14 protein-coding genes are annotated in these 15161 nt (G+C 64.4%); 4 read left to right on the top strand and 10 right to left on the bottom strand.

Going from position 1 to position 15161, the window contains the following annotated elements; all coding sequences use genetic code 11:
• The first annotated feature begins 168 nt into the window (after positions 1-168).
• From ugpB to ACFSCT_RS13500, 4 genes are all read left to right on the top strand, one after another.
• Positions 169-1482, top strand: coding sequence for a sn-glycerol-3-phosphate ABC transporter substrate-binding protein UgpB (ugpB, locus tag ACFSCT_RS13515; protein ID WP_379143527.1), 1314 nt, complete (start codon positions 169-171; stop codon positions 1480-1482).
• 61 nt (positions 1483-1543) lie between these two features.
• Positions 1544-2422, top strand: a complete 879-nt coding sequence (ugpA, locus tag ACFSCT_RS13510; protein WP_379143525.1) for a sn-glycerol-3-phosphate ABC transporter permease UgpA — start codon at positions 1544-1546, stop codon at positions 2420-2422.
• Positions 2422-3270 carry a sn-glycerol-3-phosphate ABC transporter permease UgpE gene (gene ugpE, locus ACFSCT_RS13505; RefSeq protein WP_379143524.1) on the top strand — a complete coding sequence of 283 codons (849 nt, stop codon included), beginning with the start codon at positions 2422-2424 and terminating at the stop codon, positions 3268-3270. Before ugpA ends, ugpE begins: the two co-directional genes overlap by 1 nt.
• Before the next feature lie 2 nt (positions 3271-3272).
• The gene (locus tag ACFSCT_RS13500) at positions 3273-4277 is read left to right on the top strand and encodes a sn-glycerol-3-phosphate import ATP-binding protein UgpC (RefSeq protein ID WP_379143522.1); all 1005 of its coding nucleotides are present in this window, start codon (positions 3273-3275) and stop codon (positions 4275-4277) included.
• A 116-nt stretch (positions 4278-4393) separates the two neighbouring features.
• Here ACFSCT_RS13500 and ACFSCT_RS13495 read toward each other — a convergent pair whose 3' ends face one another.
• The 10 genes from ACFSCT_RS13495 to ACFSCT_RS13450 are packed head-to-tail and all read right to left on the bottom strand — an operon-like array spanning position 4394 to position 15159.
• Entirely contained in the window at positions 4394-6727 is a 2334-nt protein-coding gene (locus tag ACFSCT_RS13495) for an aldehyde dehydrogenase family protein (protein ID WP_379143520.1), read from the bottom strand.
• A 16-nt stretch (positions 6728-6743) separates the two neighbouring features.
• Entirely contained in the window at positions 6744-7691 is a 948-nt protein-coding gene (deoC, locus tag ACFSCT_RS13490; RefSeq protein ID WP_379143518.1) for a deoxyribose-phosphate aldolase, read from the bottom strand.
• Complete coding sequence (locus ACFSCT_RS13485) at positions 7688-8380, bottom strand: DUF1523 family protein (RefSeq protein ID WP_379143516.1); 693 nt, start codon at positions 8378-8380, stop codon at positions 7688-7690. Before ACFSCT_RS13485 ends, deoC begins: the two co-directional genes overlap by 4 nt.
• Before the next feature lie 11 nt (positions 8381-8391).
• Complete coding sequence (locus ACFSCT_RS13480; protein ID WP_379143514.1) at positions 8392-8670, bottom strand: hypothetical protein; 279 nt, start codon at positions 8668-8670, stop codon at positions 8392-8394.
• Positions 8670-10076: a DUF6638 family protein gene (locus ACFSCT_RS13475; protein WP_379143512.1), complete on the bottom strand. Its 1407-nt coding sequence runs from the start codon at positions 10074-10076 to the stop codon at positions 8670-8672. Before ACFSCT_RS13475 ends, ACFSCT_RS13480 begins: the two co-directional genes overlap by 1 nt.
• The gene (locus ACFSCT_RS13470; RefSeq protein ID WP_379144383.1) at positions 10073-12001 is read right to left on the bottom strand and encodes an AAA family ATPase; all 1929 of its coding nucleotides are present in this window, start codon (positions 11999-12001) and stop codon (positions 10073-10075) included. The genes ACFSCT_RS13475 and ACFSCT_RS13470 overlap by 4 nt, the downstream gene beginning before the upstream one ends.
• Before the next feature lie 21 nt (positions 12002-12022).
• Entirely contained in the window at positions 12023-12589 is a 567-nt protein-coding gene (locus ACFSCT_RS13465) for a putative glycolipid-binding domain-containing protein (RefSeq protein WP_379143511.1), read from the bottom strand.
• A 1-nt stretch (position 12590) separates the two neighbouring features.
• Positions 12591-13724, bottom strand: coding sequence for a hypothetical protein (locus tag ACFSCT_RS13460; protein ID WP_379143509.1), 1134 nt, complete (start codon positions 13722-13724; stop codon positions 12591-12593).
• Positions 13725-14114 (bottom strand): hypothetical protein, encoded by a 390-nt coding sequence (locus ACFSCT_RS13455; RefSeq protein ID WP_379143507.1) that lies wholly within the window; start codon positions 14112-14114, stop codon positions 13725-13727. It lies immediately after the preceding gene.
• A complete protein-coding gene (locus ACFSCT_RS13450; protein WP_379143505.1) occupies positions 14089-15159 on the bottom strand; it encodes a hypothetical protein in 1071 nt (356 codons plus the stop codon). Before ACFSCT_RS13450 ends, ACFSCT_RS13455 begins: the two co-directional genes overlap by 26 nt.
• Positions 15160-15161 lie beyond the last annotated feature (2 nt).

Below are 15161 nucleotides of genomic sequence, written 5' to 3'. Positions count from 1 at the left end.
ATCCCGGCAAATCCGCCATTGTCCACGCGCCGGCCCCGGTTCTGCGGACCGGCGTTGACCAATTGGTCCAAGACTGTCACATTTCCGTCATAAAAAGGTTGCTGACCTGTCACAGCCGTCCAGTAGACCGCTAGGGCAAACCGCAACCTCAACAGGAGGGGAAATATTATGAAACAAATACTTAGCGCATCCGCATTGGCACTGATCGTCTCGGTAAGCGGGGCTTACGCGCAGACCGAAATCCAGTGGTGGCATGCCATGGGCGGCGAGTTGGGCGCGAAACTCGAGGAAATCGTCAAGGGCTTCAACGACAGCCAGAGCGATTACAAGATCGTCCCCTCGTACAAGGGCACCTATCCCGAAACCATGACCGCCGCCATCGCGGCCTTCCGCGCCAAGGAACAGCCCGCCATCGTGCAGGTGTTCGAGGTCGGCACCGGCACCATGATGGCCGCCAAGGGCGCCATCGTCCCGGTCTATCAACTGATGAAGGATCAGGGCGCGACCTTCGACCAGAACGCCTTCCTGCCGGCGGTCGTCGGCTATTACACCGATACCGACGGCAACATGCTGTCGATGCCCTTCAACAGCTCGACCCCGATCCTGTATTACAACAAGACCGTGTTCGAGAAGGCGGGGCTCGACCCGAACACCCCGCCCAAGACCTGGGGCGAAGTCGAGGAATTCTCGAAGAAGATCAAGGATTCGGGCGCGGCCACCTGCGGCTTCACCACCGGCTGGATCAGCTGGATCCAGTCCGAGAATTTCAGCGCCTGGCACAACCAGCCGATCGGCACGCTGGAAAACGGCTTCGGCGGCCTTGACGCCCGGCTGTCGCTGAACGGGCCGGTGCAGGTCAAGCATTGGGCCAACCTGAAGAAATGGGCCGATGAGGGCATCTTCAAATACGGCGGCCCGGTCGGCGGCGACAACGCCCCGCCGATGTTCTATTCGCAGGAATGCGCGATGATCATGAACAGCTCGGCCAGCCGCGCCGGCGTCATCGCCAACGCCAAGGACTTTGAACTGGGCTTCGGCATGCTGCCCTATTACGACGATGTCGAGGGCGCGCCGCAGAACTCGATCATCGGCGGGGCCACGCTGTGGGTGCTTTCGGGCCGTCCGGATGCGGAATATGCCGGGGTGGCGAAGTTCTTCGAATATCTCTCCAGCCCCGAGGTTCAGGCGGACTGGGCCTCGTTCTCGGGCTATCTGCCGATCACCCAGGCGGCTGCGGACCAGATGTCGGGCTTCTTCGCCGAAAATCCGGGCGCCGATACGGGCCTGAAGCAGATCACGCTGAACCCGCCGACCGAGAATTCCAAGGGCCTGCGCTTTGGCAACTATGTCCAGATCCGCGGCGTCATCGACGAGGAATTCGAACAGCTTCTGGCCGGGTCCAAGGACGCCCAGGGCGCGCTGGACAGCGTGGTCGAGCGTGGCAACAAGCTGATCGAGGAATTCCAGGCTCAGAACCAGTAAACCGACGTTCGGGGGCCGTGCCCGGCGCACGGCCCCCCTGCTCACCGGCCCGAGTGACAAGATGAAGCGCACGATCTTTAATAACCAGTTTCTGCCCTGGTTGCTGCTGGCCCCGCAATTGGCGGTCACCTTCATCTTCTTTATCTGGCCGGCCGCCCAGGCCGTCTGGCAAAGCTTCCTGCGCGAAGACGCCTTTGGAACCAGATCGACCTTTGTCGGCATGGACAACTACTGGCGGCTGCTCGGCAGTCCGGAATACATGAACTCGCTTCAGGTGACGGCGATCTTCGCGGTTTCGGTGACGGTCCTGTCGATGGGCTTCTCGCTGCTGCTGGCGGTTGCCGTCGACCGGATGATCAAATCGGCGCAGGTCTATACCACGCTGCTGGTCTGGCCCTATGCGGTCGCACCCGCCGTCGCCGGCATCCTGTGGTGGTTCATCTTCAACCCGACCATCGGCATCCTGCCCTATCTGCTGGATCAGGTTGGCTATGACTGGAACCACATCTCCAACAAGCGCGACGCGATGCTGCTGGTGGTGATCGCAAGCGCATGGAAGCAGATCAGCTACAACTTCCTGTTCTTCGTCGCCGGGCTTCAGTCCATTCCGGCCTCGCTGCGCGAAGCCGCCGCCATCGACGGCGCCGGCCCGGTCAAGCGCTTCTTCACCATCACCCTGCCGCTGATCTCACCCACCACCTTCTTCCTGCTGGTCGTGAACATCGTCTACGCCATGTTCGACACCTTCGCCGTCATCGACAGCACCACCGAGGGCGGGCCGGCGCAGGCCACCAACATCATGGTCTACAAGGTCTATTTCGACGGCTTCGTCGGCCAGAACCTGGGCAGTTCGGGCGCGCAATCGGTGATCCTGATGCTGATCGTCATCGCGCTGACGGTGATCCAGTTCCGCTGGGTCGAGAAGAAGGTCGAATACTGATGATCGAGAACCGCCCCGGGTTGAACCTTCTGGCGCATCTGGTGCTGATCTTCGGCATAGCCCTTGTGGCGATGCCGGTCTGGATCGCCTTTGTCGCCTCGACCCATACGGCAACCGATTTCTCTTCGGGCACCATCCCGATGTTGCCCGGCCCCTATCTGGTCGAGAATTACAGCCGGATGCTCGACAGCGGCTTGTCGACCAGCGGCACGCCGCCGGTCGGCATGATGATGCTGAACAGCCTGATCATGGCGCTGGCCATCGCCATCGGCAAGATCGTGATCTCGGTCCTCTCGGCCTTCGCCATCGTCTATTTCCGCTTTCCGATGCGGAACCTTGCCTTCTGGTGCATCTTCATCACCCTGATGCTGCCGGTCGAGGTGCGGATCGTACCGACCTTTCAGGTCGTCGCGGGCCTCGGGCTGCTGAACAGCTATGCCGGCCTGTCTATCCCGCTGATCGCGTCCGCGACCGCCACGTTCCTGTTCCGGCAGGTGTTCCTGACCATCCCGGACGAGCTGACCGAGGCGGCGCGGATCGACGGCGCCGGGCCGATGAAATTCTTCCGCGACATCCTTCTGCCGCTGTCGCGCACCAATATCGCGGCGCTGTTCGTGATCCTGTTCATCTATGGCTGGAACCAGTATCTGTGGCCGCTGCTGGTGACCACCGATTCCAGCTATTACACCATCGTCGCGGGCATCAAGCGCATGGCCGACGCGGTGGACGGGTTGCCGCAATGGCATCTGGTGATGGCCACCGCCGTCATGGCGATGCTGCCGCCCGTCGCCGTGGTCATTGCCATGCAAAGGCTGTTCGTCAAAGGCCTTGTCGAGACGGAGAAATAATCTTGGCTTCAATCACTCTGGACAATGTCGGCAAGGTCTACCCCGGCGGAACCCGGGCCATCGGCGAGGTCAGCATCGACATCGCCGACGGCGAATTCATCGTGCTGGTCGGGCCGTCCGGCTGCGGCAAGTCCACGCTTCTGCGCATGGTCGCCGGGCTGGAAAGCATCACCGAAGGCACGGTCCGGATCGGCGACCGGGTGGTGAACAACATCGAGCCCGCCGACCGCGACATCGCCATGGTGTTTCAGAACTACGCGCTTTACCCGCATATGTCGGTGCGCCAGAACCTCGCCTATGGGCTGAAAAACCGCGGCACCCCCCGGGCCGAGATCGAACGCCGCGTCGATGAGGCCGCGCAGATCCTGCAGATCGGCCCTTATCTGGACCGCAAGCCCCGCGCCCTGTCGGGTGGCCAGCGTCAGCGCGTCGCCATGGGCCGCGCCATCGTCCGCGAACCCGCCGCCTTCCTTTTTGACGAACCGCTTTCGAACCTTGACGCGAAACTGCGCGTCACTATGCGGCTTGAAATCAAGCAGTTGCAGAAGCGTCTCGGCACGACGTCGATCTATGTCACCCATGACCAGTTGGAGGCGATGACGCTGGCGGACCGTCTGGTCGTCCTGTCGGCCGGTCGCGTCGAACAGATCGGAACGCCGCTTGATGTCTATCGTCAGCCCGCATCGGCCTTTGTCGCCAGCTTCATCGGCAGCCCGGCGATGAACCTGATCCCCGCCACGGCGCTGCCGAACCTGCCCGGCACCGCCCATGCCGGCCTGATCGGAATACGCCCCGAGGATCTTAAACCCGACCCGCAAGGGCCGATCGCCATGAAAATCCTCGCCGTCGAGGAATTGGGCGCGCAACGCCTTGTCCATGGCAAGGTTCAGAACGAACCGATCACCGTCGCCTTGCCCTCGGGCGAGCCGCTGGGCGATGAGATCCGCCTCAGCGTTGCCCGCAAAGACATCCACCTGTTCGACAAGACCGGCGGCGCCCGTATCTGACGCCGCAGCCTTCTTTGCCGCAGCCTTCTTTGCCGCAGCCTTCTTTCTTGCACAAATATCCTGCGGGGGTCCGGGGGTGCAAAACCCCCGGCTGTCTCATACGCCCCGGACAGTGATCAGTATTTCGCGCCGGCGCCACCGTCCGGCAGCGCGCCATAGGGCTGCCAGACCGTCTTCCATTGCACGGCATGGTCCAGAAACTCGACCCCTTGGGCCTGCGGCCCCAGCCAGTCACGGGGCGCCGGGGTCCATGTGGCCTTCAGGTTGCCAACGTTTTCCGCCTCGACCAACCGCCGCTGTGCAGGCGTCGACCAGATGGCGGCAACCTCGTCATGCTGGGCCAGGGTCTTGGCCAGATCGGCATGGGGGCCGGTGACGATGTTCACCACACCGCCCGGCAGGTCCGAGGTGTCGAACACCTGATAAAGCTCGGTCACCGCCAGCGCGCCTTGCTGAGACGGCAGCGCCACCACGTTATTGCCCATCGCGATCGCCGGCAGGACCAGCGACAGGAACCCGGCCAAAGGCGCTTCTTCGGGACAGATCACGCCCATCACCCCCCAGGGCTCGGGCAGGACCAGCGTCACATGACCGGCCTTGGCATGGACCGCGCGGCCATCGAACTTGTCGGCCTGCGCGGCATAATGGAAACAGCGGCGAATGGCGGCATCGACCTCGGGCTTGCTGGTCAGGCGGGCGAAATCCTCGGCCCGCGCCGACAGGTTCTCGGCGATGTAATACAGCACCTGCGCCCGTCCATGGCCGCCCATCCCGGCCCATTTCACCGATTTCGCGGCGGCTTCGACCGCGTTGCGGATATCCTTGCGGTTCCCGAACGGCACCAGACCGCCCTTTACCTCATATGAGGCGCCGCCGTCCGGCCGCTTCTGCGCACCGCCGATATACAGCTTTGGCGTCCGGTCAATGCCGATGCCCCCGGCCGAGGCGCCTTCATGCGGCATCGCCGACAGCCGCCCCGCATCGGCCGCCTTTGCCGGTTTCACCGGCGGCGGCGCCAGATAGTCGAGCATCCCGACACGTCCGCCCTCGCGCCCGAAACCGCTTTCCCGCATGCCGCCGAAAGGCGCGGCCGCGTCGAACAGATTGGCGCAGTTCACCCAGACCACGCCGGCGCGGATCTGCGCCGCGATGTCGGTTGCCACCGCCGCGCTTTCCGACCAGACGCTGGCCGCGAGCCCGTAGCGGGTGTTGTTCGCAAGCTCGACCGCCTCATCGGCGTTGCGAAAGCTCGACAGCGTGGCGATCGGTCCAAAGATCTCCTGCGCCATCGCCGGGTTCGCCGGGGTGATGTTCTTCAGATAGCCCGGGGCGATAAAGCAGCCATCGCCGGTCTCACCGCCGACCAGTTCGGCGCCGGCGGCGATGCCCTCGGCCACGATCGCCTCGATCCGCGCCTTTTGCACCGGGTGGACGATGGCGCCGATATCGGTCGACTTGTCCAGCGGCGGGCCCATGCGCAGATGCGAAAGCCGGTGGCGCAACCGGGTCTCGAATGCGTCCGCGACCTGCTCGGCCACCAATATCCGCGAGCCCGCGCAGCAGACCTGCCCCTGATTGAACCAGATCGAATCGACGACGCCTTCGACCGCCGCATCCAGATCGGCATCGGGCATGACGACGAAGGGCGACTTGCCGCCCAGTTCCAGCGTCAGCCGCTTGCCCGAACCGGCGGTGGCGGCGCGGATGGCGCGGCCGACCTCGGTCGAGCCGGTGAAGGCGATCTTGTCGACCTTGGCATCGACAAGGGCCGCGCCGGTTTCACCGTCCCCGGTCACGATGTTCACCACGCCCGCCGGCAATCCCACGGCGGCGCAGATCTCGGCGAAGGCCAGCGCGGTCAGCGGCGTGTATTCGGCCGGCTTCAGCACCACGGTATTGCCCGCCGCCAGTGCCGGCGCGATCTTCCACGCCAGCATCAGCAGCGGAAAATTCCACGGAATGATCTGCCCGCAGACGCCAAGCGGCGCATGGTCGGGGAATTCGCTGTCCCGCAACTCGGCCCAGCCGGCGTGATGATAGAAGTGACGGACTACCAGCGGGATGTCGATGTCGCGGCTTTCCCGGATCGGCTTGCCGTTATCCATCGTCTCAAGCACCGACAGGAACCGCTCGCGCTTCTGGATGGTGCGGGCGATGGCATAGATGAACCGCGCACGCTCATGCCCCGACAGCTTCGCCCAACCCGGCTGGGCGCGCCGGGCGGCGCGGACCGCAGCCGTCACATCGCCGACCGTTCCCTGACTGATATGCGCCAGCACCTCGCCCGTCGCGGGGTCGATGGTGTCGAACCCCTTGCCAGGCTTCGTGAACTTGCCGCCGATGAAATGGCCCCAGCGCGGGTGCCCGGCCAACCATTCGCGGACCGCGCCGCTATCCTCGACCGATGGCCCGTATTCCATCGTCTCCATGATCTTTGCGATGCTATTCACGGCGTCCCCCTCTCCGTCAGGCGATGGCGTGGCGATAGGCGGCCGAATAGCGGCCGGTCAGGTGGTGCGAGATCTGGCGCTCGATATCGCCCAACAGGCTCGAGGCGCCGATCCGGAACAGGTCCGGCGACAGCCAGTCGCGCCCCAGTTCCTCGGCCATCAGGACTTCCCAGTTGATCGCGTCCTTGGCGGTCTTGAGCCCCCCCGCCGGCTTGAACCCGACCTTGTGGCCGGTCAGGGCATGATATTCACGGATGGCGCGGGTCATCACCAGACTGACCGGAAGCGTGGCGTTCACGCCTTCTTTCCCGGTCGAGGTCTTGATGAAATCCGCCCCCGCCTGCATGGCGACATGGCTGGCGCGGGCCACATTCTCCAGCGATTTCAGATCGCCGGTCGCCAGAATGGCTTTCATCCGTGCCGCGCCGCAGGCTTCGCGCATGGCACGGATCTCATCATACAACGCCGCCCAATCGCCGCCCAGCACATGGGCGCGGGTGATCACGATGTCGATTTCGTCCGCGCCCTGATCGACGGCATAGCGTATCTCGGCCAGCCGCAGATCCAAGGGCATCAGCCCGGCGGGAAAACCGGTCGCGACGCTGGCGACGGGAATGCCGCTGTTGCCAAGCGCGCGTTTGGCGGTGGCGACCATGGTCGGGTAGACGCAGACCGCCCCGGTCGTCAGCCCCTCGACCCCCATCGCGGCAAGCTCCTCGGGCGCGATCGGCTGGCGCGCCTTGGCGCAAAGCCGCTCGACCCGGTCGACGGTATCGTCACCGGCAAGCGTGGTCAGGTCGATGCAGCGCACCGCGTTCAGCAGCCATGCCGCCTGCCATTCCTTTTTCAGGCTGCGGCGCGCCGGCAGGCTTGCCGCGCGGCGCAGGGTGGCGGGGGTGTTGATGCGGATATCGGCGAACCAGTCCGGTGTCAGTGGGGTTCCCGGATTGCGCTGCACCGTCATTTCCGGGGTTTTCCCCGCCAACTGTCAAGCCAGCCGCGAAACCGGCCCTTTGCGTCTGTCGCACGGGTGACGACGCGGTCGCGGGCTGCGTCCGCACCATCCTCGACCCGGTTCCACGCCGCGTCGGCGCGGGCAAGCGTCGGGTCGATGGTGCGTTCGCGGAATTGCGCCCACATCCGCCAGAACAGCAGCAGAAACGCAAGGATCAGGACCGTGAAGATGATCAGGCCCCAGTTGGTCGGATTCACGTCGGGTCCGGCGACGGGTCTCATCGAAATCGCGTTTGGATAGGCCGAAATCATCGGAATCCGCCACCCGTAACTGGTGACGCTGACCCATTTCGGCGCTTCGCTGGTCGATTGCGCATCCGAAGCCTCGGCCTGAAGGTTCGAGCTGTCGTATTTGAAATAGGGCGGCCAGATCCAGCCGGTATCCTCATTGCGATAGACCATGACCTTGCCGTTCGCGCGCGCCGTGTCGATGAAGCGGATGTCGCGCTGGCCCTGCGCATTCGTCTCGGTCCCCGAATCCGCCGAGGCGTAGAACATACCGACGAGCGGACCGATATCGGTCAGCCGGTTGTAGACGTTGGTCACCCGCACCGTGGTCTTGGTCGGCAACGTGTAGTCGAGGAACAGGAACAGAAACAGGGCGAATATGCCCATGAGGATCCATTTGAGTCTGCGCATCACGAAGCCCCTTATTGCACGTTAACGATATAGGCTATCACGATGACGGCCACCATGGGCAGGATCAGCACAAGGCCGACCAGCCGCATGCGCAGCGTCTTGTTGAAACCGACCATCGCCTTTTCGACGAACAGATCGCGCTTTTCGGTCGCATCGGGATTCTCGGGGTGCCGCGCGGCCCATTCCTTTTCAAGCGCCTCGCGGCGCAGCGAGCGGATGTAGACCGACAGCAACAGATACAGCACCAGTTGGATGAGGATAACCAGCAGGATCAGCCGGATGAACGCCATCAGCCCGCCCGCCCCCACGGTCCCGCCGGTGCGGGTCCTTCAAGCCCGGCCTCATTCAGCCGCATCGACGATGCCGACCCCCATGGCCCGGTCACCGCATTCCCGCCCGAGGTCGAGGGTGACGGATCAGGCGGCCGCATGTCGGGTTCGCCCCCGAACAGCGCCGCGCGGGTGCCTTGCTTGTCCATCTGATACTCGCGCGACAGAAGGTTCGCGACATATTCCTTTTTCGGCTCCGGCCAGGTTGCGTAAAGACGATAGAACAATGGCTTGTTCAGAATGTAAAGGTTCCTTACATCCTGCGGCGCCATTTCCGCCAGCAGCATGTTGATCACGTCCCGCGCCGGCCCCGCGGTGGCGCGGATGGCATGAAAATATGCGGGGTTGGAGCTGTCGATGACCGGCCAGTCGCCACCCGTCTCGACCCAGCGCAGCAGGGCGGCAAGCCCGGCAATCTCGGGCGGCAGCCGTTCCCCCATGCGGGCGGCGGCGCGGCGCAGGTCGGAACGCGAGCCGTCGCCCTGATCCAGCCCCATCCGGTTCGCGGCATCGACCAGTACAAAGTCGATTTTCTGGCGCAGAATGGCCGCCGCATCAGTGCCGTGGGCGGTAGCGATGGGCTCGGCCAGACCGTTCCGCGCCAGCCAGCCCGCGACGAGATTGCGATCCTCGATCGCGATGGACAGCAGCCCCGGCACATTCGTCAGTTGCGTCTTGTCCGAGAATATCATCGCCGGTTCGGGGACCGAACGGATCATGTAGACGCCGCCGAATGCCTCGGCGTGGAAATCCGGTATCGGAAATTCGACCCGGCCCAGATGCACCGGGTTGCGGGTCACGTCGCCGGTCGATTTCGCCTGCGTGATCATCTGGGCGATCAGCACGTCGTCATACCAGCCGCCCGGCTCGGTTCGGAACCGTTCGATCAGCGCCGCCATGCGGTCGGCCTCGGCGATATGGCGGCCGGTCGTATCGGCGATGATCTTGATCTGGGTGACGGCGGCCAGATCGGCGGGGGTGGCAAGCTCCCACACATGGTCCTCGATCTCGCCCAGAACCGCGTCGCGGGCGGTCAGCGACAGAAGCTGGCTTTCGTTTTCCACGATGAAGCGGCGCAGGATGTCGCGCAGCGCCGAGATGGACGGGTTCAGAAGCGGCGCCGTCTTTTGCTCGGTGGTCAGAAGGATGAACTGCCGGTTGGCGCCCTTGGGCGACAGATAGTCGAGATCGCCCAGCGCATCGCCGACCTCGGGCGAATGACCGGCAAGGTCGATGTGGAACTCGGTCAGATCGGTGGTCTTGCCGGTCAGCTTCTCCAGCGCGCGATTATAGCGCGCGACCCAGGCCGGGCTGTCGACCAGCACCAGATTACCGAACATCAGCCCCTTTTCGATCAGCCGTTTCATTGCTTCGCCTCAAAGCGGCGGCGCGCCTGGACCGCGCGCTCCATGTCGCGGACCGCGTTATCAATCGCGGTTTCGTCCGAAGTCTCGCTATAGCGCCATTCGCTGTCGGCATAGCGGTTGATTTCCTGCACCACCACCTGCGTCGTGATGGGCTGGCGCAGGGCCGAGATCATCTTCAGCTTGGTATCATAATCCTGATGCATGAATGGCTGGGCCGAGGTGAACCATTCATCCGGCATGTCGAAATCCATCGCCCGCATCTTGATCGCATCGGTGATGTTCTTGATGGCGCGGCCGGTAAAGCGTTCGTCGGCAAGGCTGATCGCGTGCAGATAGGTGCCGATCTCGGCCAGATTGTCCAACGGGCCAAGCTGGGCGGTCACCTGGTCCCAGACCTTGGCAAGCCCGGCTTCCTCGGGCTTGTCGTGGCGGGCAAAGCTTTCCTGCACCGCCGTCTTGATGGTCTGAGCCCGCATCAGGTCATGCTCGCCCAGCGGGATGTCGTGACGTTTGCCCAGCAAAAGCGCAAAGATGTCGATGAAATCCTCGCGCGTCTTTGGCCCGTCGATCAGGAAACGCGCCCCCGCCCGCTGGCGCAGCGCATCGTCGATCGCCTCGGCATAGTTCGAGAACATGCCGAAGGTGCAATTGCCGCGTACCACCGTCTGCGCGCCGGCGAAGGCGTTCATCAGCACGGCGGTGATTTCCTGCTGCCCGGCGCTTGACTGACGATCGCCGCGGCGTCCGGCGATCTGGTCGATGTCGTCGATGGTGCCGAAGCCGATGACCGACGGATCAAGGATCGCGTCGATGAAGGCCCGCGCGTTCTGCCCGGATTTGCCCTGATAGCTGTCGACATTCTCGATGCCGAAATTCTGATAGCGGAACGGATAACCCGCGACCCCGCAATAATCGTTCAGCAGGCCCGCCATCATCTGGATAAGCGTGGTCTTGCCGGTCCCCGGCTTGCCATCGCCCAGAAAGGTAAAGACGAAGCCGCCCAGCTCGACAAAGGGGTTCATGCGCCGGTCGAAATCATAGGCCATCATCATCCGCGCCAGCCGCTGCGCCTGATGCTTGGCGATGGCGTTGCCGACCACTTCCTCGGGCTTCTTGAAGGCCATCGCCAGCGGTTTGCCGCGCCCGCGCGTCGCGGGCTGGAAACCGGTGATCGGCATGTCATCGGCCGCGACCCGCCATGACAGGCCGGCGAACAGCGCGGTGCGGGGATCGGTCTCGGCCCGGGCGCGGACCGCCTCGGACAGGGCTTCGGCATAGGCCAGCGTGACGCCGATCACCCCGGCGTCGTCATGGGCCAGCGCCGCCAGATCCTGATCAAGCTCCCACAGCGCCCCGGCCAGCGCGACCTGCGGGGAATCGGTCAGGATTTCCTCGACGGCGCCGATCGCGGGCTGGTTGCCGCCGGCGTGTTCCGCCAGCAGAAAAGCGGTCGCGTTCGCGAATACCGACAGCACGGCAAGCGATTCCGCCGCCAGAAGCTGGCTGAATTCGGTCTTGCGCTCGGCCGGCAGGTTGCCCTCCAGATTGGCGCGCTTGAGCTCGGCCGCACCGGTGCGGGCCGACAGTTCGTCGCCCACCGCCAATGCGATGGCGAGTGCCCGGCGCAGGGCATGGCCGACGGTCGCCGCCGCCGCCGAAGGCAGATCGTCGCCCGACGCCGCGCCAAGCCGGTCCAGAACCCGCACCCCGTCGGGCCGCGCCGTCGCGACGCTGCGCCCGGCCAGCCCGGGGATGGTCGAACGGAACCGCGCGCCTGTGGGAACGCCGGGTGAGCGTTCGGGCGCGGCGGGGGCGGCCGCGGCGAGTGCCAGGGGCTTGGCTAGACGTGGCGCATGATCGACCCCGCGCAGCATCGACAGCGCACCGGGGTAATGGGCACGAATGCGGTCCTCGGGCAACTCCATTTCGGTGCGTGCATCCACGGCCTAACTCTCCTCGGGTCCTTCGGTCAGCAATTCCGCCCGCCAAAGCTCCGGGTAATCGGTCACGATGCCGGATGGGTCGACGGTCAGCATGGCGTGATAGCCATGCGCGGGGGAACGATAGGCATAGCGCGCGCCGACCCGGCGATAGGCCTGTTCCAGCGGCTTGACCTGCCAGTCATCCGGGTCGAGCCACGCCGCCGTCAGCGCGATTTCCTGCCCGTCGACCAGCGCGAGTCGGCGGATGGTCAGCGTATTGGTGGCGGGGGTGAAGCCCAGATCGACATCCTGCGCGGCGGTGATGCCGATCGGCATTCCGTTCACCATCCAGCCGGTGTGATCGCGGGTGATCCGTTCGCGGATCGCGTGCCCCCGCGACCAGCCGGCGATCTCGGCCAGTTGTGTGCGCCATTGCCCGTCGGTCACGATCCGGTAGGCGATACAGCTTCCGGTGCCGCGGCCCTGCCAGATCGCCGCGCCTTCCAGCCGCCACCCGGTGTTGTGGCTGGCAAGCCGGCAGGCGTCGGTGCCGCCATCCTGCAAACGCCGCCAATGGACATGAACAGCCATGTCAGCGGTACCCCGCCACCCGCCCGTTCGGACCGGGCACATATTTGCGGATGTCGCGGAAACCGGGCGGATCCAGTTCGGCCAGCGCCTGATAGGGACGCTGCGGCAGGATCAGCGCGCGAATGGCGCGGCTGGCGCCCAACCCGACGCCTTCGCGCTGCAACGGATCCAGCCGGAAAACCTGCCGCTCGACGACCGAGAACAGGCCGGCGCTTTGCATCTCCGCACGTTCGGAAACAAGCTCTTCCAGCGTGAAGGCCAGCGCCCAATCCTCGCCCGTCGGCGCGCGGGCGTTGTCCAGCACCTGCTTGATCGGGCCTTCCTGCGCGGTGAATTCACGCGAATAGATCGGGCCCAGATACAGCCGCCGCAGAACGATGGGATGCAGGTCGGAAAAATCGCGGTCGAACCCCTCGGCGATCGTGACCAACATCAGCCCGGTCAGCGACTGGGCCCGCAACTGGGCCTGCACCTCGGGCCAGCGGCGCGGATCTTTCGGCAGGTCGCGGCGTCCGGTGTCGTCAACCTCGAGCATATAGACGACGGGCACGTTAAGCTGGCTGTCATAGACCGCCCAATGGATCAACCACCGCCGGCGATGCGCGGCCGCGTCCGACAGAAGTTCCGCCACAACCGGCATCTGCGGCCAGAAAAGGCCGCCACCCGCCACGGCCTCGGTGTAAAGCCGCTGCGACATCGCATATTGCAGCCGCGTCGGCACGGTCAGGCGGCCGACGATCTCGCGGATCATGTCGTCCTTGATCGCCGCGGCCGTCGGGGTCCGCGCCAGTTCCTCGCCGGCCTGAGGCGCGTCATTGGCCAGCCGCGCGATTTCCTGCCAGACCGGAAAGCCGCTTTCGTGAATATCTATGGTCGGATAGGCCTGCAACGGCCCCTCGATCCGCCCCGAGACCAGATAGCGCATCGAAAGCGCGTTCAGGCTGGCCAGCATGGCGCGCGCGTAATGGCCGACCACGCGCACCTCGACCGGACCGATCAGCCGGTCGCGCACCATCTCGGCCGCGACGGTCGGAAGGGCGCCCATGATCCGGCTGACCTTGGCGAAATAGCGCCGCGAGGCCAGATCGTCGGTCAGTTGCCGGTGATCGGCGTCCAGGGTTCCCGTCTCAGCCATTTAACCGCCCAACAACCATTGCCAGCCCGAATGCATGACACGCTTGGCATTCCGTACCCAAACCCGTTCGGCGCGTTGTGCCCGCCGGATATGTTCGGCGCGGTTCTCCCAATCGAACAGCGCCCGCAGGATACCATAAAGGCCGAAGGCCAGCCCGATCATCACATCGGCAAGATAAAGCAGCAAGATACCGCCCGCCAGCAGCGCGACCGCCAGAACCGGCCCCCAGAACACGCCCGAGACCGCCATCTCGACCCGATCCGAGGGCTGTCCGGACCCGGTGCCGCCCAGCAGAACCGCAAGCATGGCGCCGGTCCCGCTGATCAGCGCCAGTATGCAGATGATCCGACGCGCGCGCAGCCCGTCACCCGCCGTAAAGGTTCTTGTCATGCTTTTCGACGATTTCGGCGAAGCGGCGGGCGAAACGCTCATCGGCCTTGGCCTTTTCCTCAAGCACCTTGCGGGCAAAGACCATCTGATCGCCATGGGCTTCCAGCATGTCGGCCATGCGATCGTTCGTGGCGGTGCCGATCGCGGCCATCGCGGCCTGCGCCTCTTGGTCGGTCTTTACCCCGATCTCGTTGATCCGGTGGGCGACGTCCTGCTGCTGCGCGGTTTTCAACGACTTGGTCAGCGCATCATACAGCACCACCCGCTGCCGGGTGTCGGTCTGCAACTTGTTGATCAGCACCATCTGCGTCGCCGCCTGATTCTGAAGGCTGTCGACCCAGGTCTTGCCGGCCTCGATATAACGTTCCAGCGTCTGCGATTTGGCCAGCGCGACCTGTTCGTCCTGCACCAGCGCGTTGCTTTGCTTGTTGGCGTTGGCCAGTTCGGTTTCCAGCCGGGTGCGGTCGCTTGGATCCGTGGTGGTCGAGATCCGGTTCTCAAGCTCGATGATGCGCGGGTCCAGCGCCTGAATCTGCGCCCGCAGCGCCTCAAGCTGCGCCACCGCATCCTCGCGGTCGGTCAGGGTCTGGGTCAGGTTGGCCTCGACCTTGGCTTTCTGGTCGTTCAACAGCGCAAGCTGGCTGTCCAGAAGCTTCACGATGGTGTCGGACTTGCCGATCAGGTCCTGCAACTTGTCGTCGATGCTGGCGTCGCGCAGCCGTTCCTGCCGCATCGATTCCGATTTCCCGCGCGAAAAGACGCCGACCACGTTTTCCCAAGTCGTCTTGGTGCGCATCTGATCGAAATCGCGCGAGAAGCCCGCCGTCACATCGTCCAGCCCCATGATCAGCTCGGCGATATTCGCGTTCATCGTCTCGGTATGTTTGTGCACATCGGCCAGCGTCGCATTGGCAATGTCGATTGAGGGCGCCTCGACCGCGTTTTTCGTTGCCTGATCAAGCCGCGTCGTCACTTCCGAGATCTTCTGCTGGGTCAGAGCGACCTGCTTCTGACTTTCGATGATCTGCTGGTCCAGCGATGCCATGA

Source organism: Paracoccus pacificus (genome assembly GCF_042680785.1).
Classification (GTDB): Bacteria; Pseudomonadota; Alphaproteobacteria; order Rhodobacterales; family Rhodobacteraceae; genus Paracoccus; species Paracoccus pacificus.
Note: the sequence above shows the minus strand (reverse complement) of the source record. Positions and strands in the feature narration are given on the sequence as shown.

Bases quoted from the DNA above. Each gene is read 5' to 3' on its own strand.
- ACFSCT_RS13485 (WP_379143516.1), bottom strand. From the start codon at position 8,380: ATGCGCAGACTCAAATGGATCCTCATGGGCATATTCGCCCTGTTTCTG.
- ACFSCT_RS13465 (WP_379143511.1), bottom strand. From the start codon at position 12,589: ATGGCTGTTCATGTCCATTGGCGGCGTTTGCAGGATGGCGGCACCGAC.
- ugpA (WP_379143525.1), top strand. From the start codon at position 1,544: ATGAAGCGCACGATCTTTAATAACCAGTTTCTGCCCTGGTTGCTGCTG.
- ACFSCT_RS13480 (WP_379143514.1), bottom strand. From the start codon at position 8,670: ATGGCGTTCATCCGGCTGATCCTGCTGGTTATCCTCATCCAACTGGTG.
- ACFSCT_RS13470 (WP_379144383.1), bottom strand. From the start codon at position 12,001: ATGGAGTTGCCCGAGGACCGCATTCGTGCCCATTACCCCGGTGCGCTG.
- ACFSCT_RS13475 (WP_379143512.1), bottom strand. From the start codon at position 10,076: ATGAAACGGCTGATCGAAAAGGGGCTGATGTTCGGTAATCTGGTGCTG.
- ugpE (WP_379143524.1), top strand. From the start codon at position 2,422: ATGATCGAGAACCGCCCCGGGTTGAACCTTCTGGCGCATCTGGTGCTG.
- ACFSCT_RS13450 (WP_379143505.1), bottom strand. From the start codon at position 15,159: ATGGCATCGCTGGACCAGCAGATCATCGAAAGTCAGAAGCAGGTCGCT.
- ugpB (WP_379143527.1), top strand. From the start codon at position 169: ATGAAACAAATACTTAGCGCATCCGCATTGGCACTGATCGTCTCGGTA.
- ACFSCT_RS13455 (WP_379143507.1), bottom strand. From the start codon at position 14,114: ATGACAAGAACCTTTACGGCGGGTGACGGGCTGCGCGCGCGTCGGATC.
- deoC (WP_379143518.1), bottom strand. From the start codon at position 7,691: ATGACGGTGCAGCGCAATCCGGGAACCCCACTGACACCGGACTGGTTC.
- ACFSCT_RS13460 (WP_379143509.1), bottom strand. From the start codon at position 13,724: ATGGCTGAGACGGGAACCCTGGACGCCGATCACCGGCAACTGACCGAC.